Source organism: Cupriavidus sp. 01L415 (assembly GCF_056400065.1).
Map to the genome: position 1 here is coordinate 54,263 of NZ_JBFTSP010000011.1, position 24,745 is coordinate 79,007.

Genomic DNA, 24,745 nt, shown 5'->3' on the forward strand with positions numbered 1-24,745 from the left:
CATGGCCGACTTCTTCTCCTGGTACGTTTCCCCGCTGCGCTACGGCGCCACCGGCGACATCGTGTCGGGCCGGCTGCAAGCTGCCGCAACCGTTGCGCTGGAGGAAGTCGGCGTGAACGGACCGCGCTCGGCCACGGCCCCCGCGCCTTATGAGCTGTTTGGCCCCGGCGACGTCGCGCGCCTTTCCCCCGGTGTGACCACGCGCCGGTTTCCCGCCCCAGGTGCGTGCGACGCGGAGGCGACCAAGCGCGCGCTGATCGAGTTCAGCCACGCCGATACCCTCGACCTGCCGTGGCGCTATTCGCCCGACCCGCGCCTGCCCAACGCCATCCGCCCCTGGCTGGTGCTGGTGGTCGGCGTGCCCGGAGACGTGCTGCCCGGCCGCGATGGCCGCGTCACGCTCTCCGCGCAGGCGCAGGCCGACCACGTACTGGCGCAATCGCACCTGTGGGCGCACGTGCATGTGGTGGATGGCGTGACCTACAGCCGCATCCTGAGCCCCAGGATCCTGCAGGCGATGACGGCGTACAACGCCTGCCTCGTCCCTGCATATGTGGTGGAGCCGGACGGCACGCTGCGCGATGCATGGCCGGCCGGCGCCGGACAGCCCGTGCGGCTGCCATGCTTCGACAGCTGGAGCTTTCGTACCGGCGAGGCGGGCGACTTCGGCGACATCGCCAGCCGATTGCAAACCCCCGCAGCCACGGAACTGGACGACACCTTTGGCCGCGCCGACCTCACTTACCTGCGCCGCAAGCCACCGGGGCCGGGCGAGCCGCCCAGTGCCACGCTGCATGCGGCGGGCGCCCTGCAACGACCGAGCATGGCGGGCGTGCCGTTCGCCGCCGCCGATCCGTGGGTGGCTGCGGAGATCGCCGCGCTGGCCGATGCCCTGCCCGCGCCCGCCGGCCGCTGGGTGCTGACCGCGCCCGTCTATCACGCCCCCTTCACGCCACCGGGCACCGCGCCCGTCGCAGGCTGGAGCCACCAGTTCCATACCGATCCGCGCCAACGTGGTGCGGCCGGGCTGGGCGCGTGGGCCGGTATTGCGTGGCAGGACCGCATCGCCGATGCCGCCGCCATCCGCGCCGGCGACCTCGCCATCGCCCGCGAACGCGTCGGCAATGTCGCGCTGGGTCTGGAGGCAACGCGCTCGCTGTGGTTCCGGCATATGCCGCCGGATCCGGTCGACAAGCTCGCGGTGCTCGGCGCCATGCTCGGCCGCATGCCGGTGGATACCGAGCACACCGTGTCGTCCGCGCTCACCGGCCGCACGCCGCAGATGGGCCCGGCGGTGTGGTCGTCGGCCGCGCGCCGGGCGATGCGGTCCGGCCCCGCGCGCGCGGCGCTGACGCGCGATGGCGTCTTGCCCTATCGCAGCCTGCTCGACGCCGCAGCCACCTGCCCGGCGCCGCCGGACGACCCCGAAGCCATCTGGGACATGCCGCATGAGGACGCCACGCGCGCCGTACGCGATGCGCTGCGACACGCGTTTCCCGATGCCGGGCAGGCGGACGACCTGATGCAGCAACTGCAAGGCGTGGGCGGCCTGGACGACCTGAATCGACTCGCCGCGCTGTTTGCCGCGCTGGTGCCGGACGCCCACGGCAAGGTCAACCCGGACCGCGTGCTGCTGGCCGTGCGGCGCCCACCCCCCGTCGTCAACGAAGAGGAAGTTGGCTCGTGGATCGATGCGCTCGGCAGGAGGCCGCGTCCGTGTCGCCCCGTCGACCTCGGCGAGCTGGGGCAGCGCGTTGCCGATGCGGTCGACCCGTTTGCCGAGCCACCGCCCGCGGTGCGCCGCGTGCTGGGCACGCTGACGGGCATCTCGGATATCGGCCCGGTCGAGATCGAGCCCGAACTGGATCTGCCACTGTGGCGATTCCTCAATGACGCCGCCCCCGACTGGCTGCTGCCCGGCATTGGGGCACTGCTGGCGGACCGCGTGGTGGCGCTGGCCACCAACCCCGCGTTCGTCGAAGGTTTCCTGGTGGGTGCGAACCACCAGACACTCGGCGAACTGCGCTGGCGCAACCTGCCCATCGCGCCGCGCTGGTCGCCGCTGCGCAAGTTCTGGCAGCGCGCGGGCGGCGAGCTGGACATCCTGCCGATCAAAAGCTGGCCCGACGCCGGCGAGATGGGGAGTGCGGGATTCACGCCCGGCGCCCGTGGGCTGGAAGCGGTGCTGCTGTTCCAGACGCCGCTGTTTCGCCGCTATCCCGCCACGGTGGTCTATCTCTACGAGGCCGACGCGGACTGGACGGCGCCGGCCGTCGCCGTGCCGCTGGACGACGGCCGCAAGCATTTCCCCACCTTCACGGGCCGGGTCGGCGCCGATGTCACGTTTTTTGGTTTCGACGTGCAGCCGGCGGAGCTAGCCAAACACTGGGTGGTCCTCGAGGAGCCTCCGGCCGGATATCGCTTCTATGGCCGCCATCTCGGTCACGACATGCCCACGGCCCCCGCAGCGGATGGCGCGGCCTATGGCTCCGGCACCTTTGCGCCACCGGTGCGCGTGATGATCGGCAAGCTGGGGCTGGCATGAGCACCGTCGAAGTCCTGGCGCCGCTGCGTCTCGAAACGCGCTTCTACGCGCCCGATGGCCAGCGGCCCGGCTGGCGGTTGCGCTTGCGCGTGTGGCCGGACGAGTTCTCGATGGCGCGCCGGCCGGCGCCGCCATCCCCCGAGGAACTCGACGTGTTCGATGACGTGCTGCGCCAGTATGCGGACGATGCCGACACGCGCTTGCGTGCGCTTGCCGCGCGGCTGGGCATGGAGCGCGCGATCTGGCTGCGGCGCACGGTGGAGATCGACACCAGCGGCGTCGTGCCCCGCGCCGACCGTAGCGCGGAAGCGGTGCGCAGCCCCGATGACTATCCCGACATCCACCAGCCCTACGGCCTGCCACCCGCGCTGCGCGTATGGTTCCTTGAGGCTGGCGAGACCGTGCCGACGCTCGCCGGCACGATGTACCCCGACCGTGGCCTGATCCTCAGTGACCTGGAGCTGGCGGCCTTCGCAGCGCCTGCGGCGGATGGCGAACTGCCGCAGACCTGGTGGACGGCCTTCGACAAGGCGCGGGCCGCGGGTCTTGCGATCGAGATCCCGTTTCCGATCGGCGGGCCACCGCCTGCGCTGGAGGCCATCATCGTTGCCGGACTTGGCGACCTGGCACCGGAGCCGCTCGCCGCGATGCATGCCGCGACCGGCCGTCTCTCCGTACTGGTGCCGGGCACGCCCACCAACACCGTGGACGGCGAAGCCACGGCGGAAATGGGCGCGGACCCGGCCGCATGGACGAACGTCGATAGTGCAATGCCGGTCGCGCAGAGCGCCTCGGCAGCCGTGATGGCCGCGCTGGCCGGCCCGGACGCCGCCCCGGTGGCCCTGCAAGGTGGCGACGCGCCTGCCGAGGGCTACGGCCCGACCGTCGTGCGCGCTCTGTGGCCGGTGCTATGGGGGCATGCGCTGCGCGACGTGACCGGTGCCGGCGACGCCGAAGCGCAACTGGCCGAGTGGGCCGCCGCGTACCTTTCCCCGGAAGGCCCGTATCCGGCCATCCGCGTGGGCCCTCAACCTTACGGCCTGCTGCCGGCCACGTTGCTCACTGACTGGTCGGACCCCGACCTCACGGCCAGCCATGTCCGCGATTGGGTCGTGCCCTGGCGGGACGCCGCAGCGGCCGATGCCTGCGTCTACCCCGGCACGGTGGTCGGGGCCTCCGCCGCAGAGGCCGTCGAACTGCTCGGGCAGCACGCGCCCACGCGCAGATGGGGGCTGCGGCCGTTGTCCACGCTGCCCGTGGTCAACGCCATGCAGGCCATGCGCGGCCTTGCGCCCTCCATGCCGAGCCCGTGGGATCACGAGACGGCCGCCAGCATCGGCGGACGCAAGACACCGCTCGCGCCCCTTGCGCCGTTCTGGCAGGTTGCCGACCTGCCCGGCTCCACGCCCGATGGCGAGGCCGACGACCCCGACACCCTGCGCGCGCTGCTCGACACCGACAGCGAGGCATTTCCCCTGCGCTGGCAGCGCAAACTCGGCTTGCTGGGCCATCTCATATTCGAAACCGTATGCCTGCTGCGCGCCAGCGTGGGCCAGGCGCGCGAAGCCATGGACGCCGGCCTGCCCGTCGACCCGACCGCGCCGCTGCCGCTGCAGGCCGGCACGGACGTGCTGGTGAAGCTCGTGCAGCGCGGGTACTCCGGCGCGCTGGCCAATCCGCATCTGAACGATCTGCTATCGGGCGATGCCGGCGCGCAGCGCGTGGCCAAGCGCTACATCACCGGCATGGAAGCGCTTATCGGTCTGGTCGAGGTCTATGCCAGCGATGGACATGACGTCTTTGCCTGTGTGCTGGCCGCGCTGGACACCGCCAGCCATCGCGTCGACCCGTGGATCACGGGGCTGGCGACTGAACGCCTGCGCCAGCTCCACGCCGCACGCGCGCCGTGGCGGCTCGGGGCCTATGGCTGGGTCGACAGTCCCACGCCCTACGACGCGGCCAATCCGGGGCAAGGCCTGCCCCCGGGCCCCACCGCTGCCGGGCTGCTGCACGCCCCCTCGCCCACGCAGGCGATGACGGCGGCGTTGCTCCGCGACGCGGCCATCCGCTACCCCGGCGACACGCGGTGGCAGATTGCCATCGATTCCGGCAAGGTGCGCGCCGCCGCCCGGCTGGCCGAACGCGTGCGGATGGGCCTGCATCCGTACGAGGCGCTGGGGCTCGAAGTCGAACGCATCGTTGGCGACTGGGACGCCGTGCGCGCGCTGCGCCAGCAGTTTCCGCTGCGCGACACGCACGCCGGGCAACGCTGCTGCGACGGCGCGCGCGTGCTGCGCCAGCTGTTTCGTCCCCAGCCCGGCGACCCGCCTGCACCCGCCTTCGACGCCGACGTGCGCGCGGCCCTGGTGGTATGCGACGCGGCACTCGATACCTATGCCGACCTGCTGGTCGCCGATGGCATTCACGCGCTGGTGTCGGGGCAAGGGGGCGTGGGCAACGCCGCCATGGAAGCGGCCGCCGGGCTCGGCGCGCCGCCGGACCTCCGCGCCATCCGCACGCCGCGCCAGGCCACCAGCGTACGCGTGTCGGCCTGGGCGCTGCTGCCACCGGGCCATGCGCGCGGCCCGTCCGCCTCGCCCGCGCTACAGGCCGACCCGGCGTTCGCAGACCTGCTCGATGCCGAACTCGGGCCGCCACAGGACTGGACCTGGACCATCGGCGCCAACACGGTCAGTCTGGCCGACCGGGGCCTGCATGGCGCGGACGCACTGGCACTCGGCGATGCCGATCTCACCCGCCTGCTGCGCGGCAACCTTGACGCGACGCTGCCGGTTGTCGCGGGGTCTGGGGCCGACAAGCTCGCACGGGCCAGCCGGCTGGCTGAACTGCTCGGCGGCGGCGACAGCAACCCGCCCGTGCCGGGGACCACAGACGGGCGCGACGACGAACACGCACCCGCCACGCCGCTGCGCGACACCATGCTGGCTGACCTGTCCGCCCGATTGGTGGCCTTGCGTACGCGCCTGCAAGGGCTGCTCGCCACCTTCGACGGCATCGATTTCAACGATCCTGCCAGTGGAGACTGGTGCCTGGCGCAATGCCGGCTATGGCAAGCCACGCAGGCCGGCGATGAAGAGCCGTTGGCGCAAGCCCGTGCGCGCCTGCAGGCGCGCGCACCCGTGGTGCCGGGGCCGGGCGTGAACGGGCTCCGCCAGGCCATCCGCGTGCTGGCGGGCCAACCGCGCCTGCCCGTGCTGCCAGTCGTCCCGTCGAATCTCGCACCCACCATGGCCGTGGCGGCGGTCAATGCCGACGACCACCCGGAGACCGACCGCACATGGCTCGAAATCGTTGCGGCGGTACGGCCCCGGCTGGCGCTGCTCGAAGCCCGGCAGCTGGATGCGACCGCGATCCCCTGGCGCGCGGTGGTGGCCACGCCGTCCGGGTCAGCCGATCCATGGACCCGGACGGGCCCGGTCACCGTGGCCTACGGGCCGAATCCGGGTGCCCTGCCGGACAGCATGGCGGTTGCCTGCCTGGATGCGTGGAACGATGCGATTCCGTCGGATCAGCATGTCACCAGCGCTGCCTTCGGCTTCAACGGCCCCAAGTCGCGTGCGCCGCAGGCGGTGTTGCTGGCGGTCCCGCCCGATGCCACCCAGCGCCTGACGGATGCGCAACTGGCCGCGCTGGTGCTGGAAACCCGGCTGCTTGCCCGCGCGCGGGCCAATCGGCCGCGACCGGGCGCCCGCGTGGCCACGCCCGCCGCGTTGTCATCGTTCCCGGCGATGTTCTGGTCCCCGTGGACCTGATGTCACTCCCGCCCTCGCCCCCGACCGGATTGCGGCCATGACCATGCCCTTTCATTTCTGGCTCGAACCCCTCAGCCCGCCCACGGACTTCGAGAACGGTTTGCGCGCCCGCGTGGCGGACCCGGTGTGGTTCCTGACGCGGCAATGGCAGCTCGGCGAGTTGCAGGGCGAGGATGCCTCCAGCCCGATATCGGTGGCACTCAGCGTCACGCATGAGCCGCTGCAGTACGCACCGCGCCGGCCCGACCTCGATCCGACCGTGGTCCCCGCCGAACCGCTGGTGGAAGCGGAGCCAGGCGACTGGTGGACGCTGGGCCGACGCGCGCGCCTGGGCCGCGCTGCGGCGCCATTGCTTGCGGCACTGCCGCCGCAGCAGCTGGCGACGCTGCGCTTTGGCGACCTGCCACCGCCATATGAAGCGTTGTCCGGCACGCTCGACGGGCGCGCCGTCTTCACGGCCGGCGTGCTGGCGGGCCATGCGCTGTGGGCGGAGGTGCCCTCGCCGCCCGCCGATAACTGGTCTTCCCGCAGGCTGACGCACGATGCCCGCTTCAGCGCAGGATCGCGCCGGCTGGAAATCCGCGATCACGATGGCGGAGACCTGGACTGGTTTTCTGCCGATGGCGGCGGCACGGTCTTGCGCCCGACCGGCGGCACGCCGGCGGAACCGCCACCGGCGCGCCACGTGCTGGCCAGCCGCCTGTCCTACCCGGGCGCACCCAATCCGCGCTGGTGGCAGATCGAAGATCAGGCGGTGGACATCGGTGCCTTCTCGCCCGACCGCTCGCACCTTGGCACGGCTCTATTGCTGGACGTGGCGCTGGCACATGCCGACGACTGGTTCTGGATTCCCGTGCCATCGCCACTGCCGGGTGCCGGGGGCACGGCATCGCCCTCGTCCGGCGTGCTCGTCACGATTCGCCAGGCCGTCGTGCGCGACAGCTTCGGCGACACCTGGGCGCTGGCGCTGCCGCCGGTGGACGGGCCGCAGGCCTGGTCGCTGTTTCACACGGCCGGGCTGGACGCCGGCGCGCTGCTGATCTGGCCGGTGGCCGTTGCGCCTCACGCCGGCCCGCTGCTGGGCGACGTATCGCTGGGGATCGACGAAGACGCCAACGCGGCGTGGGCGGTGGAGTTGCGCGCCGACGGTCGCGTGCTGTTGCCCGACGACAAGACCGATGCCGCAGTCCGCGAGACCACGCGCACGGGCACGCGTCGGTTTCGCTACCTGCCATCCACCACCTTGCCCGCGCACTGGCATCCCTATCGACGCACGCATCCCGATGGGCTCTATGGCGACTGGCAACAGGGCATCGTGGCGGACCTCACCGGGGCCATGCCGCGTGTGCGGCCCGGTCCGGCCTCGCGCCTGATCGGCGGGCCATCCGGGCCGGGCTTCGGGCGCGGCCATGAGATTGCCGCCGAAGCCATCGCCAGCAGCGGCGTGGCCTTGCGGCGCCGTGCGCGGCTGGCGCGCGACACCCACGGCAGGCCGGTGCTGTGGGTCGAGCGCAGCCGCACGCCGCTCGCGGGCCCGCCGGTCTCTCACTTGCGCTTCGACGTCATGACCGAGGACGTCGAGCCGCCCGGAGACAGCCATGGCTGATACGTGGATCGACGTGAAATTGCTGGATGGGTTTGTGCTGCCCTATGCCAGCGGGGCCGAGCAATCCCTGGGCGATTTGAAACCCTACTGGGACGATCTTGCCGCTACCTATCCCGACCTGCGGCTCGACCCGGGATTCGCGGAGGAAGACGTGCCCGTGCTGGCCGACATGGTGGACACCGCGCGCATGCAAGGCGCGGAGCCCCCCGATCCGTTCGCGTGGTACCGGGTGGTCTGCGATGCCGCCGACGCCGAAGGGCTGACCGCGCTGTTGCAGGCGCTGCCGTTCGTCGAGTGGGCCGAGCCGCGGCAGGACCGCTATCCGGCGAGCCGCGTCGCCTATGGCACCAATTCCGAAACACTGGTGGCGTTGCAGTTGCGGCCCGCGCCACGCGGCGTGGACGCGCGCTATGCCTGGCGTGTGCCCGGCGGCACCGGGCGTGGCGTGCGCGTGGCCGATCTGGAGCACGGCTGGAATACTGCTCACGAGGACCTGGCGACCGCACGGATCACGCCGTTCTCCGTGTTCGGCGTCGCCACCCAGGCCCAGAAGTACATCGACCACGGTACGTCCGCGATGGGCGTGGTGCTGGCGAGCGATAACGGCGGCGGCATCGTCGGGATCACGCCCGATGCCGACGGCTATCTGGTGACGGACATGCGCGCGGACGGCCAGGGCGACACGGCCCGGGCCTTGCGCGTTGCCGGCAACGCCGCGCGGCCCGGCGGCGTCGTCCTGATCGAACTGGCGAGTGCCCGGCCGTGGATGGTGCACAACGACGACGATCCGGCGCTGCCGGTGGAACTGTCACGGCAGGTGCAGACGGCCATCGAATTGCTGGTGTTCTTCGGCATCACGGTGGTCGAGCCGGCAGGCAATGCCGGGGTCGACATGGATAACCGCCAGGAGTGCGATCACTTCAATCCAGTGAAGGCCAGCTACCGGGATTCGCTGGCGATCATGGTGGGCGGCGCGATACAGGACCGGCCTGCTGTCACCCCCGGCGCGGTGGTGCCGCCGTGGAAGCGCGGCTCCAGCTTTGGCGCGCGCGTCGATTGCTTTGCCGACTTCGACAAGCCGCACGCCCCCTACGACAACGCCGCCTATCCGTATCGGGATTTTGGCGGTACCTCGGGCGCGTCGGCGGTCATCGCCGGCGTGGTGTGCGCGATCCAGGGCATGTGCGCGGCCGCCCGGGACGGACAGTGCCTGTCTCCGACCGACATCCGTGCGTTGTTCCGCAATTCAAAGCTCTGCACGCCGGCCGGCCCGGACCCCGGTGGCGGCATCGGCGGCATGCCGAATCTGCGCAAGATCGCCGCCTACATGGGGTGGCCGCGCATCCTGCCCGCACCCGCCGCCGTGCCGGTGGCGGGCGACAGCGCCATCATCGTGCAGCTTGGCGCCGACGACCGGCTGAGCCTGCGCACGTGGTCCGCCCTGTTCGGTCTCGGCCCGGAGTTGCCGCAGCCGCCGGGCAAGGCGTTCGAGCTCTCGGACGCCCAGCCCGCCGTGCTGTTGTCGCTCGAGCTGGCGCCACTGCTGCGCACCGTATTCGAGGTGCTGATCACCGGCGCGGACGGCTCGCTGCGCTACTACTACTGGGACACCCTCGGCAACACCGGCGACATCGCGCGCCTGCGCACGCCGATCGGCACCCTGGCGCCGGGCTATGACCTCGCGGCAGGTCATCCCGTCAACGAGATCACGGCCGTCGCCGGCATCACGCCGAACGGACGGCTGGTGGTGGTGGACTATGACGCCACCGTGATGGGCGACCACGATTTTTCCGATCCGGTGGATCTCGATGCGCTCAGTACCTACCGTCGTACGCCGGGGCCCGTGATGGTGGTGCGCAAACCGGGCACGCTCGACGTGGTGGCCATCGACGACGGCGGCGCGTTGCGCTGGGTGGCCGGTGTGCCGGGTCCGGACGGCTACACCACGTTCTGGCACGAAGGTGTGGCCGCCCAGTCGGAAATCGCGATGCAGCCCGGCGTCAAGCCCGGTCTGGCCGGCAATCTTGGTGGCGTGGCGGCCGTGGCGGTGGGCACGGACGGTCTTCTCTACGCGTGCGGTTTCGGCTTGCAGCCCTTGCTGTTCGAAGCGCTGACGCCGGTCGGCCTGGCCCCGGCCTTCGCGCAGGAAGGGCAAGTAGGGCTGGCCATGCTGCCGGGTGACACGCTGGTGGTGGCCGCCGTCAGCGTGGACGGCTTGCTTCATGCCGCATTTCTCTCGCTGACCCCGGGCGCCGCCTGGACGCCATTGATCACGATCGATGCCTACACGTCCGTCAGCCCACTCGCCGGTGCCACCGTGGTCACGCAAGGCGAGCGGGCAATGGTCTTCGCGGTCTTGCCCGACGGCCGCCCGTGCCGCGCCGACTTCATACCCGGCACGGGATGGTCGTCGCTGGTGGCTGGCTAGCGCCAGCCGGCAACATTCAATCCGTCGCGGCGATCTGTCACGCCGGCACGACACCACGATGACTTCGTGCGTTGGCCCACATAGCCATAAGGGGCGGTGTGAGAGCCTTTGCTGTCGAAATGACACGCTGAAGTCGGTAAATCCAAAGTTCAGTCGAAAAAAGAAGTGTCAGGCCCCCACCTGCCACCAGGCGTCATTTTTTGTCGGAAGCGCGGTTTATTCATCACGTTTGTGCGCCTGGAACGCAAGCTATGACCCGAATCTCTGTCATCACCATCAATTTCAACAATCGTGACGGCCTGAGCCGCACCATGGACAGCGTGCAGATGCAGAGCCGCGATGACTATGTGCTCGAGTATCTCGTCATCGACGGCGGTTCCTCCGATGGCTCCGTCGAGCTGGCGCGCACGCGCCAGGCCGAGATCGACGTCTTCGTCAGCGAGCCGGATGGCGGCGTGTATCCCGCCATGAACAAGGGGTTGAACCTTGCGACCGGCGAATGGGCGGTGTTCATGAACTCGGGCGACTGCTTCGCCACACCCGATGCCTTGTCCACAGTCGTGCGCAGCGCCCGGCAGGGCGAGACGCCGTGGCTGATCTACGGCGACAACATCAGCCCGCGCGGCCTGGAGCCGGCGGCGCCATTGAGCCGGCTGCGCGCCGGCGTGATCCATGCCTGCCACCAGGCCATGGCCTTCCGTGTGTGCGACCTGCGCTACGAAGAGAAGTGGCGGATCTACTCCGATCTGGACTTCGTCATCCAGTACTACAAGCGATTCACGGCCAAGGCGTTTCGCTACGTGCAAGTGCCGCTGTCGTCGATCGAGGAAAGCGGGCTTAGCGCGACCTACCCGTCGCAGAAGCGCCGCGAGAAGTTCGGCATCGTCTACGAGCGCCTCGGCGCCACCGGACTGCTGTTCGCGCTGGCTACGTCCTTGTTGACGGCACTGGATCTGCTATAGGGTCGACGGCCGCCACCCCGGCGACCCGCATCAGGCGAGGCTCGACCGCTCACGCATTGATCAACGAGCGGCGAGCCTCGGGACGTCAGCGGCTGCTATCCGGCAACACGACAAAATCCTCGCTCCGGGCCAGTTCCTGCAAGGCTTGCAAAAGCGCCTCCGGGGGACAAACCAGCTTGCGCCGGTTCAGATCGAGCCAGCCCGCCGTCGATGTAACGCGCGCCGCCAGCGTGCCCTGGCGGAAGAAGTCGTTGCGCAGCGTCATGCGGCTGCCGTCATCGGAAAGCCCGGCAAGGCTCAAGGTAATGCGGACGTCGTCGAGTAGCTGGAACTCGCGGAAGTACTCGATCTCGTCCTTCATGACCACCGGGCCCAGCTTGATGCGCATGAACTCGCTCATCGAAAAGCCGCAGCTTGAGAAGTACATCATCCGCACGTCCGCGGCCTTGTCCAGATAGGCGGTATTGCGCATGTGGGCGTTGAAGTCCATATCGCCCCAGCCTGCGACCAGCACTTTTTCGTACATGTTATTGGCTCAGATCCAGTGAGTGTTTCGAGGGCAGCCCTGCCGGCCGTGGTGGTTACGCGGGTTGATTCTTCAAGCCCAGCACTTCGATCTTCTCGATGCTCGGCGGCTGCGTGAACAACTCGTCGGCCTTCGCCATCAGGGCCTGGGCGATCGGTCCTGCCAGGTGGGCCTGGCGACCCGCCTCGTCGGTGAAGGCGTCGAAAACGCCAAACGTGCGCTCCGACAGTTTCAACGCGAACCAGATGGGCGTGGTGGCTTCCTGATTCGCCAGCTTCAGGCCCGTCTCAAGCAGCGCGGCGACTTCCGATTCCTTGCCAGGCTTTGCTTCCAGACGGGCGAACAGTGCGTACTTGATCATGGTGAGTCTCCTTGGGGAGTGAATCGCAATGGCTGCGACGGGATTCACTTTACAGCCGGGCGCGCCTCTGGGATGCTGGCAAGATTGACAACTTTGGTATCGATCTCGCCATGAATATCACGGTCCTGGCCCTGGACGGGGTCTTCGATACGGGCCTTGCCATCGTGCTGGACGCACTGGCGACGGCCAATGAACTGTCGGCGCTGCAAGCCTGGCCGGGCCCGCCCTTCAAGGTTTCCGTGGTGGGCACGCGGCGCCGGGTAAAAAGCGCGCTGGGGATGGGCGTGCCGGTGCTCCGGACCGTCGACTGCCCGCCGCCCGATCTGGTGATCGTGCCTGCGTTGGGCTACAAGATGCCCGACGCGCTGCAGCAGGCCCTGGATCGACCAGACGTTGCCGAGGCCGCTGCCGCGCTGCGTGACTGGGCCGATGCCGGCACGCGCATCGCCGCGGCGTGTATCGGCACCTTCGTGCTTGCGGAAAGCGGCCTGCTGAACCAGCACGATGCCACCACCACGTGGTGGCTGGCGCCGCTGTTCCGGCAGCGCTATCCGGGCGTGCGGCTCGACACGAGCCATATGATCGTCAACTCCGGGCAGTTCGTGACGGCCGGCGCGGCATTCAGCCACATCGACATGACCCTGTGGCTGATCCGCCAGACCAGCCCCGAGCTGGCCGCGCTGGTGGCCAGCTACCTCGTCGTGGACTCGCGACCCTCGCAATCGGCCTACATCATCGCGGATCATCTGTCGCACGCCGACCCGCTGGTCGAGCGCTTTGATCGCTGGGCCCGCGCGCATCTGGACAAGGGCTTCCGCCTGGACGACGCGGCCAGCGAGCTGGCCACCAGCAAACGCACGCTGGCGCGGCGCATCCGGGAGGTATTGGGCAAGACGCCGGTCTCCTACGTGCAAGACCTGCGTATCGAGCGCGCGGTGCATCTGCTGAAGACGAGCAGCAACAGCGTCGACAGGATTGCCGACATGGTGGGCTATGCAGACGGCGTGACCCTGCGGACGCTGCTGCGCCGTCGCCTGGGCAAGGGCATCCGCGAAATCAAGCGGGCGTGAGAGACCAGCAGGAAATCACGGCTACGCGCGGTGATTTCCCGCCGCGTTCGACCGATCCCGACTGTCCGCGCTACATGCCGCCCCCTGATCCCGATCCCGACCCGCCTGCGCCGGTCGTCGGCGCCGGGACAAACGGAGCGGAGGCCCCCGACGATGGGCCACCGACCAACGCCCCGCCGGCCGATCCCGGACCGGGCGCCTGTGCGAACGTGGTGCCGGAGTCGTCCTCGCCTCCGCCGCACGCCGCAATGAAAAACGCGGCAAGCAGGAACGCGGCAAGCCATGCCGCGACAATTCGAATCGACATGATGTTCTCCCGTGTCGTACTGCGGAAACCCCCGTCGAAACCCCCGGTAGTACTGCCAGCTCCATCACGGCCCAAGCACGAACTCGACCTGGATATTCATGTGCACGGCGTCACCAACAGTGGGGAACCATGCCGAAAAACCAAACTCGCGCCGACTGACTTCTCCGGCAGCGGAAAATGCAAGCGTGCCGCCGCGCAACGGGCTGCCGATGCCGTCGCCCGGCGCGACGCGAAGGCGCACTTGGCGCGTGATATCGCGGATGGTGAGATCGCCGAGCAGCCATCCGCCGCCTTCTTCCGCTCTTTCAAACCGCGTACTGACAAAGCGGATCTCCGGATAGCGCTCCACATCCAGCATGCCGCCACCCCGGATGATCGGAGAGAGAAAGCGCGGACGCGCCTCCACGCTCGCGGCGTCGATCGTCACGGTAACGCGTCCCGCGTCCAGACCCGCGCGTGTGCCTTCGAGTTGCGCACGCATGCGGCCAAAGCGCATGCGGATACGGGAATGCGAGAAGGCGTCCACGTCGAATGTGACGCTTGAGCGCTGCGGCGCCAGCACGTACTGATCGAGCGGCGCTTCCTTTTCGGCGGGTCGGGCCGGGTCGATCAGCGCCACCTCCGCCGCGAATGCAGTGGGGACGATGACGAACAACGCAACAAACAGCGTGGCAAACAGCGGTCCGGCGATCCTGCGCCTGCGGGTCTGCCCCAACCGGAGTGGCGGATCGCTCACGATGCTTCCCTCGACAGAAGAACGATGGTCCGTCTGACTAAACGCACGATGGCCACGATTTATTCCACGCCGGGTCGCCGCCATCGGCGAAGGGCTGTCGCCGCCATCGTTGCACCGACCGCCGCCATGTGGCGGAAAACGATCTTCATGGCCGCTGCCTGCGCACGCGCGCGCGAACCGCTCAATCCAAGAATGACAGGATCGTAATGAAATAGACAGAGTGAGGTCAGTGCTCAAAGCCAAAACTACGTGCAACGCTTCACCAACATGATGAAAGCGTAGCTGACCCGGCGGTTCCGGGCGAATCCAACTCAAAGAGGTAATCCATCATGAACGCACTCACTCGCACCCTTCTGATCTCCATCGCCCTGGTCGCACCGGTCGCGTCCTTCGCACAAAGCACGCAAGGCCCGGTGACCCGCGCCGAGGTGCGCGCCGATCTGATCCGCGTGGAGCAGGCCGGCTACCACCCGGGCGTCGGCGATGACTCGACCTATCCCGCGGATATCCAGGCGGCCGAAGCCAAGATCGCGGCAGAAGATGCTGCCGCCGCAGCCGGCAAGAATGCCGTGGCGACCACGCAAGCGCCGATGCCGGGCCAAATGCAGGCTGCCGTCAGCATGCCGAAGAGCGCTACCCCCCACTACCGCATCGACGACGTGCGCAGCCCGTTCTACTACGGCGCGTAACTGGCGCACCCGCGCCGCTGCACGCCGCGCGTCCCGGTTGCCTTGCCGTCGCCATCCGCAGACGCGGAACGCGGCATCGACGATGGGACCCGCTGCAGCGGCGAGAATGTCCCCACGCATCCATTTTTCGACTGTGCCCGGATACCCGGCGGACCCTGATCCGCCCCAAGCAAGGAAACCACCATGAAGCCAAGCCTTCTTCGCCTCGCCTCGGCAATCGGCGCCCTTCTCTCACTGGGCGTTGCCATTCCGGCAATGGCCGCTCCGGTAAAGAATGTCGTACTGGTCCACGGCGCATTTGTCGATGGGTCTGGCTGGAAGCCCGTCTACGACATCCTGACCAAGGACGGCTACCACGTCACCCTGGTCCAGGAGCCGCTGACATCGTTCGAGGGCGACGTGGCCGCAACGAAGCGCATCCTCGATCGCCAGGACGGTCCGTGCGTACTGGTGGGCCACAGCTACGGCGGCGCGATCATCACCGAGGCCGGGAATGACCCCCATGTGGCGTCCCTGGTCTACATCGCGGCGCACGCCCTCGACACTGGCGAGACTGAAGTCGGCAATGGCAAGAAGTGGCCGAACATGACCAAGGCAGTCGTGAAGACGCCCGATGATTTCCTCTTCCTGAACCCGAAGGATTTTCCTGCCGACTTCGCTGCCGATCTGCAGCCCGAGCAAGCAGCATATGAAGCCCATGCGCAGATGCCCACGGCCGCGCAGGTGTTCACCGCCCAGATCGCGAACCCGGCCTGGAAGGTCAAGCCAAGCTGGTATATGGTCGCCAAGGCCGACCGGATCATCAATCCGGACCTTGAGCGGATGTATGCGGCGCGCGCCCATAGCCACAAGGTGGAAATCGATGGCGCCAGCCATTCGGTCTATGAATCGCACCCCAAAGAGGTCGCGGCCATGATTGAAATGGCGGCGCAGCAGTCACAGGGCTGACGCGCCCCCCGGACGAGGTCCCGGGCCACATCGGGCGATCGCCGCGGCAGGCCCCCAGCCCCCGCGTCGCCCGATCAGGGGCCGGCTCCGCCCCGCTTCATGCCCCACTTCCTGCCGCACCTCATGCCACGCGGCACCGCTGCGAATCCGTCAGCGTCCCAGCGTACTGGTGTAGTAGCCAAGCCGCGCCTCGACATCCGCGTTTTCCTGCAACCCCAGCTTCATCAACTCGCCCACCTTCCTTTGCCCCTGAGGGCGATTGACAGAAGCAATGAATGCATCCCATTCCTTGCGGATATCGGCGTTGGGGGGCAAGCTGGCGTGATCGACCAGCCGTTTGACCTCGGCAATGGCTTCCTTGTCGAACCCGGCGATCCGTACGGCCAGCGCCTCGACAAACGCGTCCAGCTCGGCGTCCGGCAACGCGCGATTCACATAGCCGTACCGCTCCGCGATGTCGCCATTGATGTCGTCGGCGCCCAGCAGCACCTCAAGCGCGCGGCCACGCCCCATCAGGCGCGGCAACCGCGCCATCGGCCCGCCACCCGGCACTAGCGCGGCGCCCACCTCCCATTGCGACAGAATGGCCTTCTCCCGGCTCGCGAAGCGCATGTCGCTGGCCAGCGCCAGCTCGCTGCCCACGCCGGTCGCCCGGCCACGAATCGACACGATAGACACCACCGGCGCCCGGCTCAGGCGTACCAGCATGTCGGGCAGCGGATGCAGGCCCGTCGGCCCGGGCGCCATGCTCGTCGACTCTTCAAGGTCACGCGTGAAGTCATAGTGCGTCAGGAAGAACCCGGGCACGGCACTTTCGAACACCACTACCCTGAGCTCCTTGTCGGCCTCGAGCGCGGTGACGACTTCATTCAATTGCGGGATGCTGTCAGGACCGAAGATATTGAAGGGAGGGTGATTGATCGTGACCCTCCAGTAGGCGGGCGTACGGCGTTCCAGAAAGATCTGCTGTGCGGGGTTGTTCTTGGCCATTTCGGATCCTCGGTTTGAACAGGTGACGTTGCGTCACGATCGCCGACCACAAACGACGCGAGAGAACCGACATTGCGCAGGCAGCATCATCCAGGCTGCCCCGCGTCGGTTCTCTCCGGGTACTGTCGCCAAGTGGTCGTTGGCGTCTCACTATAGGCAAGACGACGAGGATCCGGTGCCACAGTGGGAAGCGCGGCTGACGAGTTCAGGCGATCTGACCATCCGTGAAGACATCGAACTTGCGCGACGGCTCGGCCGATACGCCGCTGCGATCCATGCCGGCCAGCGCGCCGTCGGTGAAGACGTTCATCTTGCGTGACGGCTCGGCTGATACGCCGCTGCGGTCCATGCCAGCCAGCGCGCCGTCGGTGAAGACGTCCATCTTGCGTGACGGCTCGGCCGAAACACCGCTGCGGTCCATGCCAGCCAGCGCGCCGTCGGTGAAGACGTCGATCATGCGCGACGGCTCGGCCGATACGCCGCTGCGGTCCATGCCGGCCAGCGAACGTGCGTTGTTGATCTCGCGCGTGGCGGGCGCGATGTCGCGCGCGCCTTCGCTGAAGGTGTCGAAGCGACCGGCGCGTGCGCCATCGCTGAACACATCACGCGCGTCGATGCGGAAGTTGTAGCCGTACTTGTCGCCGGCGAACGTGCTGTCACGCGGGCCCGAGGCATGGGCGGCGCCAGCGAGGAATGCGCCGGCAAAGACGGCGGCGGAGAAAAACGTGGTGACGAACTTGCGAGACATGGCAGTGCTCCGATTGGGATGGGGAGTAGGAACGCGCTGGGCGTTCCTTCCCATATACGCACGTGCCATGCCAAATGGATGCAGCGGCCAGATGTGCCGGGGCTGACGCAATCCGGACGAAAATTCGCCGAAAACTCGGAACAGGTGTTGGGTGCGGGCCAACACGCGTCGGATGCGCGACGGCGCCGACCCAACACCCGTAGGACGTCATTGTGCTGCTTGCCAGGCTGTCGGGTGCTCGCTAACACCCTCACCCGAATCGCTTCCCTACGACAGCATGGCGATGAATTCGCCCTGGCCCGAGTCGGGTGCGGGGTCACGTCGCGGGAACCCCGGCGAGTGCGCGCACTGGTTTTGGCGGAACTCCGCTGGCGTCACCCCTGTGGTCCGATGAAAGACGGCGGTCATATAGCTTTGGCTGGCAAAGCCGACGTTCAACGCAATCTCCAGAATGCCCTGCTCGCTGTGCCGCAGGTATTCCTTGGCCCGCTCGATCCGGCACAGCGTGACGTAGCGATGGGGACCCACCCCCATTGCGAGCTTGAAGCGCCGCGAAAAATGCGATGGGCTGGCGCCCGCGACGGCGGCCATCCCGGACAACGGCACGTCGTTGGCCAGATTCGCCTGGATATAGTCGACCACGCGACGCAGCACGTATTGCGGCAAGCCGTCCTCCGCGGGCCGGTCGTGGCCCCCCACGCAATACGTGCGCAGCAGATGCGCGGCCAAGACTTGCGCGAGCGCATCCAGGTACAGCGCCGATAGCGGATGCCCCGCAGCAAGATCAGCGCGCAGCGAGATGCCGATATGCCGGACAAACGCATCGATCGCCATGTACTGCTCGGGCAGCAGCCAGCGATGCCGGCCCCACGTCTCGGCAAGATCATCCAGCACATGCGGCGCGACGAATACCACCACGAGCTCCGCCGGTTGTCGCCAGTCCACGGCGTGCGGCTGGCCTGCGGGGATCACCGACACGTGGTGCCCCGACACCTGCGCATGTCCGGCGCGAGCACCATCGGTGTGGTAGCGAATATCCACGCAGGCCCCGGCACAAGGGATGGCGATTTCGATGTTGTCGTGCGTGGTTTCGTGGCGTGGGCCGATCTCCGGCCCGCCGAAGACGACCTCGATGCCTGCCGACGCGCAGGCCGGCGCGTGCGCCAGGACCGACGACGGGCGGTGGGAAGCATGGCGATCAGACATGTTGCCTCCTGCGCACCCGACACGCCGGCGACACGCGCCGGTCACCGCTCAGCATGTCGTCCAGGTCCGGCCAGTCAATGCCGTCGATGGCGTGCCAGCCTGCGCAGCGCATGCCCGTGATGCGAAGGCGTGCCATCGACGGCCGGGTGGCACACGCGCGTGACCGGATATTCCGCCTTCTTTCGATCATTCGGTTACGCATGGATTGCCTCCCCAATTGCTTCGCCAATGGCTTCCCGCATAACACACCAGCACCGCTCGTCGGAAGCACTGTGTCCATCACTTTGCCGAGCACTGCCGGGGTGACCTGACCGCCTGCCGGTCTGCTGTCCCAAGCGTAGGAGCGCGCCCGTGGAGCGGCTACTATGAAGGCGTGCAACTTGCGTGAGGGCACCGTGAAATCTGGCCGACCGGAACGGCATCGGGACGCATGATGGCCGACGCATTCTCGTTTCCACCGTTCCGGGTCGATGTCGCGAACGAACGGCTGTGGCGCGAATCCGTCGTGCTGCAAATCCGGCCGAAGACGTTTGCCGCCCTGGTCTACCTGTTGCAAAGCCCGCAAAGACTGGTCACGCACGAAGAGCTTCTTCGCCATGTGTGGGGCCATTCCCATGTCAGCGAGAGCCTGCTGCGCGGCTATGTCCGCGAATTGCGGCAGGTGCTGGGCGATGACGCTGCCTCCCCCGCATTCATCGAGACCGTTCCGCGCCGGGGCTATCGCTTTATCGCCCCGGTGACTGCCGAGGACGCGCATGGCGCCGGCACCCCGGCGCACGAGCCGTCGACGGCCACCTGCCATCTGGTGGGCCGCGACCAGGAAATGGCGACGCTGCAGGCGTGCCTCGTCAGGACGGCGCAGGGATTGCGCCAGGTGGTCTTTATCGCCGGGGAGCCCGGCATTGGCAAGACAGCCGTACTCGGCGCCTTCCTGGACGCGTGTCGCCGCCGTGACGGGGCAATCATTGCAGTCGGCCAGTGCATCGAGCTGTATGGCGAAGGCGAACCCTATCTGCCGCTTCTGCAGGCCCTGAATGCCTTGTGCCGCAGCGCCTGCCGCGACCGCATCGTCGAATTGCTGACGCAGTACGCGCCGGCCTGGATGGCGCAACTGGGCGGCCCGCTGACCGAGTTGCAACGGGCGGCCGTCCAGCAGCGCGTGGCCGGTGCCACCCAGGCACGCATGCTCCGCGAACTGGTCACGATGCTGGAAGTCCTCAGCGAAGACCAGTTGCTGGTGGTTGCCCTGGAGGATCTGCAGTGGAGCGACTATTCGACGGTCGACCTTATCTCGCTGTTGTCTCGCGGACGCTCACGCGCGCACCTGCTTCTGCTCGGCACGTACCGCCAGACAGAGATCCTGGCCAGCGCACATCCGCTGCGCAACGTGGTGCAGGCGCTGGGTACACAGGCGCACTGCACGGTGATCAAACCGCAGGGCCTGACGGGACCCGACGTCGTCCGGCTGCTCGACCAGCGCTTTCCCGGCACCGCCGTCGCGCCGATGCTGACTGCAGGGCTGCTGCGCAATACCGACGGTAATCCGCTCTTCATTGGGGCGGTGCTCAATGACCTGGTCGCCCAGGAGCGCCTTCGCGACGTTGACGGCCGGTGGACGCTGACCGTCGCCGCCGAGGATGTCGGCTCTCATATCCCCGAAAGCCTGCATGACCTGATCGATACGGAAATGGATCGGCTCGACCCCGCCCAGCAGGAATTGCTCGCCGCAGCGAGCGTGGCCGGCGTCGAGTTCGATACCGCCACGCTCGCTGGCGCGCTCGTGACGAATGAGATGGAGGTCGCGGCGCAATGCGACCGGCTGGTGCACCAGCAGCGATTCCTGCGGCGCGCCGACGCCGCCACGCAATCGACACGCGCGCCGCCCTCGCGCTATGCCTTCGTGCATGGGCTGTATCAGCAGGTCGGTCTTGAGCGCAGCGCGCCGGCGCAGCGCGCGCTCTGGCACCAGCGCATTGCCGCGAGTATCGAGACCCAGTGTGCCGGGCATCTGGACGACGCGGCGGCCGAGCTCGCCATCCATCTGGAATGCACCGGCGCGCATGCACGCGCGGCACACTATTACGCCATGGCGGCGGAACGGGCTGCGCTGCGCTTTGCGCATCGCGAGGCCGTCCGCCAGTTTCGCCGCAGCCTGGACATGCTGGCGCAGATGCCCGCCTCCCCGGATCGCGATGCGCTGGAATTGCGCATCCAGATCGGGATTGGCCCATCGCTCGTTGCCATGTCGGGAATCGCCAGCCCGGCGTTCGAGGCGGCCTATGCCCGGGCCCTGCTGTTGATTCGCGAACTGGATCAGCCGGCGCACCTAGGCCAGGTGCTGCACGGGCTCGCCGTGGCGGCACTGGCGCGATGCCGGTTTGCGCAGGCGGAGGCCTACGCGTCCGAACTCGCCACGATGGCGCACGCAGGCCATGATGCCGCTGTCCTCGCGGATGCCTTGTGGCCGATCGGCCTTTCCCACGTTTACCGCGGCGAGCTGGCGACGGGCCTGCAACGACTCGACGAGATCGATGCGATCCGTGCTGCCCCAGGACCCGTTAGGACCCCGCATTTGACCGCGCACGACGCCGTCGTGGTGGGCCGGGGCGCCGGCGCGTGGGCCTTGTGGATGCTCGGCCATCCCGATCTGGCGCTCGAGCGGGCCAGGGCGTCGCTTGACGCAGCCCAGGCGGGCGGCGTGCCGTTCGTCCACGCGAATGCACTGAACTGGCTGGCCATCACGCATGTGCTGCGTCACGAACCCGGCCCGGCAGCGGTGGCCGCCGCCGCGCAACTGGAGATCAGCACCGCGCAGGAGTTCGCATTCTGGCAAGCCGAGGCAAAAGTGGTCCAGGCCTGGGCAGCGGCGATGGAAGCCGGCGATGGGGGTGATGGGGGCGCCGTGGATGCACTCGAGCAAGCGGCACGCGCACGCCTGGCGCTTGCGCCGATTGGCAGCACGCGGGTCCTGGGGCTCTATGCGGAGGCCTGCCTTGCCACCCGACAGTCCGAACGCGGCCTTGCCGTGGTGGAGCAAGGGCTCGCCGTGGCAAGCGCCGGCGAGGAGCGCTTCTGGCTCCCCGAGTTGCACCGGCTGCACGGGGCGTTGCTTGCGCAGGGCGTCGCCCGGGACACTGCTACCGCGGCTGCGGTCGACGCGCAGCTTGATGCCGCCCGCCATGCGTATCTGGCGGCCGCGGAGGCGGCACGCGCGATGCGGGCGGTCTCCTGGGAGCTGCGCGCTGCCATCGGCCTGACGCAAACGCACGCGACCGCCGACGTGCCCGACGCCCGTGACTTGCACCGCCTGACGGATTGCCTGGGACGCTTCGCCGAAGGCCGGACCACGCCGGATCAGGTCGCAGCCCTCTCCTTGCTGGCCGGACGAGCAGGCGTCCACGACACCTGACGCATCCGTGCAATCGGTCGCCGTGCGGCGCAGGATTTCATCATGCAGCGCGGTTTTCCGATACGGTCCGGAGGGCGCGGCTGCCTATGATCGGCATACCACGATGCAGGGCCGCGACATGGAAGCCGGCAGGCACGCCATGCGACGGCGGGAGTTGTCATGATGCGTATCGCCCTCTTGGTATTGCCCGGCGTGCAAATGCTCGACGTCGCCGGCCCCATGGATGTGTTCAGTGAAGCCTGCCGCCTGCTCGGCAAGCCGGATGCCTACACCTTGCAGGTCATATCGCTAAGCACCACCACGGTGACCGCGTCGAGCGGCGTGCGATTGCTGCCCGATGCTTCGCTGGCCGATGCCTGTGACGACATCGACACGCTGCTTGTCACGGGGAGTCCGCGCCTCGGGGACTATCTCGCGGTCGATGGCCTGACCGACTGGCTCGTCCGGCAAGCGCGGCGCGTGCGCCGGTTGGGATCGGTATGTTCGGGGACGTTCCTGCTGGCGCACGCGCGCTTGCTTACCGGCCGACACGCGACCACGCATTGGGGATCGGTGGCGCGCCTGGCACGTGACTATCCGGAGATCCGCGTCGAGACGGACCCTATCTACGTCAAGGACGGCTCGATCTACACCTCCGCCGGGGTATCGGCCGGCATGGACCTGGCCCTCGCCATGGTGGAGGAAGACTACGGGCGACGCGTGGCACTGCAGGTGGCGCGGGAGCTGGTCATGGTCTTCAAGCGTCCCGGCAGCGAGCCGCAATTGAGCCTTCACCTGAACGCGCAGTTCAGCGAGCGCCGCGCCGTGGCGGACGTTCAGGACTGGATCCCCGGTCATCTCTCGGCCGACCTGACCGTCGGGGCGCTGGCAGGCCAGGTGGGCATGAGCGTGCGCAATTTCTCGCGCACCTTCAAGCGCGATACCGGCCACACGCCGGCGGATTTCGTCGAGATCGCGCGCGTGCAGGCCGCCGGGCGCCTGCTGCGGGAGAGCGAGATGCCGATCAAGAAGATCGCCTTCCTGTGCGGCTTCAGCGACCAGAATGCCTTGCGTCGTGCCCTGATGCGGCGACTGGCGCTGGCACCAGTCGCCTACCGGCGGCGATACCGGGAATCTCCGCCGGCGCCATGCCGCGCACCGGCTGCAGCGCATGACAGCGAACGCATGGCGGCGTGAGCAGGCTGGCCGTTTCCGCGCCTAGCTTGGCCGACGCCAGCGAACGGGAATCGGTAAAGTGTTTGTGTCGATGCGCGCAGACCCGCACGTATCGACCGCGCCAGCGCAGCAGGCAACTTGTCACTCCGTCAAGTGCGGCCCGCGTGTTCCTCCCCGGTACCGGCCGCCGCCTGCCTGTCAGCATGCGGGGCTCGCCTGGCGCGTTCAACTGCTTCCAAAGCGGTCCCTCGTGGACCGCTCTTTTTCTTTCCACATGTCCGATAACACGATCCTCACGGCATCGCCCCGTGAGATCACGCCCACTGAACTTGCCGAATCACGCGCCATTACGCACCGGATCCTGATGGTGGAAGATGATGCGCGCGTCGCTGCCAGCGTCGCCAGCTATCTGCGCGGCTTTGGCATCTGCACGTCGGTTTGCCCCCGCGGCGATGAAGCGCTGCCGGCATTCCGCGCGCAGCAGCCCGAGCTAGTGATCCTCGACCTTGGTCTGCCCGGGCTGGATGGCATGGAAGTCTGCCGCCAGTTGCGCGGCGTCTCGCCCGTCCCCGTGTTGATGCTTTCCGCACGCACGGACCCCTTCGACCAGATCCTGGGGCTGGAGATCGGTGCCGACGATTTCCTGGCCAAGCCCTTCTCTCCTCGTCTGCTGCTGGCACGCGTGCGCGCGCTGCTCCGGCGCAGCCAGTCGGCCGCGCCAATGGTGGAGGAGGATGCGTTGCGCCTCGGCGAGCTGGAAATCCACGTGCGTGACCGGCGTGTCATCTGGCGCAATACGCCGGTCGCGCTACGCACCAAGGAATTCAACCTGCTGGTGGTGCTGGCGCGGCATGCCGGGACGGTGATGAGCCGGGACGAGATCCTGAAAGCGCTGCGGGGCTTCGGTTTCGACGGCTTCGACCGCACGGTCGACAACTATATCCACCGCTTGCGCCGGCGCTTCGAGGACGACCTGGCGCACCCCGAGCGCATCAAGACCGTATGGGGCGAGGGTTATCTGCTGAGCCCCACCGCCTGGGGCAGCCCGACGCTGCCCCGCTCGCCAGGCTAGCGACGATCGCGGTCCCAATCGCGATGCTCCCACCGTTGGTGGTCATGGCGATGATCTTCCCGGGGCGGTGCGATGACGCACGCTGACAGCATTGCGGTGGCCAGGGCCACCCATACAAGACGCAACATCCGGCGACTCCTTGTGAACGAATAAGGGTGCGCCAGCATAGCGGCCGGATACGCGCCAAGTTGTATAGAAGTATCTCGCGCGCCGA

At 68.1% G+C, this 24,745-nt stretch carries 18 protein-coding genes; 11 read left to right on the top strand and 7 right to left on the bottom strand.

Annotated elements, in window-relative coordinates:
- Position 1: 1 nt before the first annotated feature.
- From AC1DOX_RS17465 to AC1DOX_RS17485, 5 genes are all read left to right on the top strand, one after another.
- Entirely contained in the window at positions 2 to 2,545 is a 2,544-nt protein-coding gene (locus tag AC1DOX_RS17465) for a hypothetical protein (protein WP_441618143.1), read from the top strand.
- Complete coding sequence (locus tag AC1DOX_RS17470) at positions 2,542 to 6,318, top strand: hypothetical protein (protein WP_441618145.1); 3,777 nt, start codon at positions 2,542 to 2,544, stop codon at positions 6,316 to 6,318. The genes AC1DOX_RS17465 and AC1DOX_RS17470 overlap by 4 nt, the downstream gene beginning before the upstream one ends.
- 37 nt (positions 6,319 to 6,355) lie before the next feature.
- Positions 6,356 to 7,924 carry a hypothetical protein gene (locus AC1DOX_RS17475; protein WP_441618147.1) on the top strand — a complete coding sequence of 523 codons (1,569 nt, stop codon included), beginning with the start codon at positions 6,356 to 6,358 and terminating at the stop codon, positions 7,922 to 7,924.
- On the top strand, positions 7,917 to 10,352 hold the full coding sequence (locus AC1DOX_RS17480) for a S8 family serine peptidase (RefSeq protein ID WP_441618149.1): 2,436 nt from the start codon (positions 7,917 to 7,919) through the stop codon (positions 10,350 to 10,352). The genes AC1DOX_RS17475 and AC1DOX_RS17480 overlap by 8 nt, the downstream gene beginning before the upstream one ends.
- 251 nt (positions 10,353 to 10,603) lie before the next feature.
- On the top strand, positions 10,604 to 11,314 hold the full coding sequence (locus AC1DOX_RS17485; RefSeq protein WP_176861045.1) for a glycosyltransferase family 2 protein: 711 nt from the start codon (positions 10,604 to 10,606) through the stop codon (positions 11,312 to 11,314).
- Positions 11,315 to 11,399: 85 nt separating this feature from the next.
- Here AC1DOX_RS17485 and AC1DOX_RS17490 read toward each other — a convergent pair whose 3' ends face one another.
- Both AC1DOX_RS17490 and AC1DOX_RS17495 read right to left on the bottom strand, forming a co-directional pair.
- Positions 11,400 to 11,840 carry a thioesterase family protein gene (locus tag AC1DOX_RS17490; protein ID WP_441618152.1) on the bottom strand — a complete coding sequence of 147 codons (441 nt, stop codon included), beginning with the start codon at positions 11,838 to 11,840 and terminating at the stop codon, positions 11,400 to 11,402.
- A gap of 55 nt (positions 11,841 to 11,895) precedes the next feature.
- Positions 11,896 to 12,201, bottom strand: a complete 306-nt coding sequence (locus tag AC1DOX_RS17495; protein ID WP_441618154.1) for a putative quinol monooxygenase — start codon at positions 12,199 to 12,201, stop codon at positions 11,896 to 11,898.
- Between the two features lie 110 nt (positions 12,202 to 12,311).
- Between AC1DOX_RS17495 and AC1DOX_RS17500 the strand changes: the two genes are divergently transcribed.
- A complete protein-coding gene (locus tag AC1DOX_RS17500; RefSeq protein ID WP_441618156.1) occupies positions 12,312 to 13,271 on the top strand; it encodes a GlxA family transcriptional regulator in 960 nt (319 codons plus the stop codon).
- A 70-nt stretch (positions 13,272 to 13,341) separates the two neighbouring features.
- Here the strand turns inward: AC1DOX_RS17500 and AC1DOX_RS17505 are convergent, their stop codons facing one another.
- Together AC1DOX_RS17505 and AC1DOX_RS17510 are read right to left on the bottom strand one after the other, a co-directional pair.
- The gene (locus AC1DOX_RS17505; protein WP_143018514.1) at positions 13,342 to 13,578 is read right to left on the bottom strand and encodes a hypothetical protein; all 237 of its coding nucleotides are present in this window, start codon (positions 13,576 to 13,578) and stop codon (positions 13,342 to 13,344) included.
- A 64-nt stretch (positions 13,579 to 13,642) separates the two neighbouring features.
- Positions 13,643 to 14,629: a YceI family protein gene (locus AC1DOX_RS17510; RefSeq protein WP_441618159.1), complete on the bottom strand. Its 987-nt coding sequence runs from the start codon at positions 14,627 to 14,629 to the stop codon at positions 13,643 to 13,645.
- Positions 14,630 to 14,643: 14 nt separating this feature from the next.
- Between AC1DOX_RS17510 and AC1DOX_RS17515 the strand changes: the two genes are divergently transcribed.
- Complete coding sequence (locus AC1DOX_RS17515) at positions 14,644 to 15,003, top strand: DUF4148 domain-containing protein (protein ID WP_441618161.1); 360 nt, start codon at positions 14,644 to 14,646, stop codon at positions 15,001 to 15,003.
- A gap of 183 nt (positions 15,004 to 15,186) precedes the next feature.
- Positions 15,187 to 15,951: an alpha/beta hydrolase gene (locus tag AC1DOX_RS17520; RefSeq protein ID WP_441618163.1), complete on the top strand. Its 765-nt coding sequence runs from the start codon at positions 15,187 to 15,189 to the stop codon at positions 15,949 to 15,951.
- Between the two features lie 150 nt (positions 15,952 to 16,101).
- Here AC1DOX_RS17520 and AC1DOX_RS17525 read toward each other — a convergent pair whose 3' ends face one another.
- From AC1DOX_RS17525 to AC1DOX_RS17535, 3 genes are all read right to left on the bottom strand, one after another.
- The gene (locus AC1DOX_RS17525) at positions 16,102 to 16,941 is read right to left on the bottom strand and encodes an enoyl-CoA hydratase/isomerase family protein (RefSeq protein ID WP_441618165.1); all 840 of its coding nucleotides are present in this window, start codon (positions 16,939 to 16,941) and stop codon (positions 16,102 to 16,104) included.
- Positions 16,942 to 17,146: 205 nt separating this feature from the next.
- Positions 17,147 to 17,689, bottom strand: a complete 543-nt coding sequence (locus AC1DOX_RS17530) for a hypothetical protein (RefSeq protein WP_441618167.1) — start codon at positions 17,687 to 17,689, stop codon at positions 17,147 to 17,149.
- A gap of 267 nt (positions 17,690 to 17,956) precedes the next feature.
- Entirely contained in the window at positions 17,957 to 18,895 is a 939-nt protein-coding gene (locus AC1DOX_RS17535; protein ID WP_441618169.1) for a helix-turn-helix transcriptional regulator, read from the bottom strand.
- Positions 18,896 to 19,325: 430 nt separating this feature from the next.
- Here AC1DOX_RS17535 and AC1DOX_RS17540 point away from each other — a divergent pair, with 430 nt between their 5' ends.
- The 3 genes from AC1DOX_RS17540 (at position 19,326) to AC1DOX_RS17550 (ending at position 24,531) form a co-directional block, all read left to right on the top strand.
- A complete protein-coding gene (locus tag AC1DOX_RS17540) occupies positions 19,326 to 22,304 on the top strand; it encodes an ATP-binding protein (RefSeq protein WP_441618171.1) in 2,979 nt (992 codons plus the stop codon).
- A 162-nt stretch (positions 22,305 to 22,466) separates the two neighbouring features.
- Positions 22,467 to 23,480 carry a GlxA family transcriptional regulator gene (locus AC1DOX_RS17545; RefSeq protein WP_441618294.1) on the top strand — a complete coding sequence of 338 codons (1,014 nt, stop codon included), beginning with the start codon at positions 22,467 to 22,469 and terminating at the stop codon, positions 23,478 to 23,480.
- Positions 23,481 to 23,823: 343 nt separating this feature from the next.
- A complete protein-coding gene (locus AC1DOX_RS17550) occupies positions 23,824 to 24,531 on the top strand; it encodes a winged helix-turn-helix domain-containing protein (RefSeq protein ID WP_441618296.1) in 708 nt (235 codons plus the stop codon).
- Positions 24,532 to 24,745: the final 214 nt, after the last annotated feature.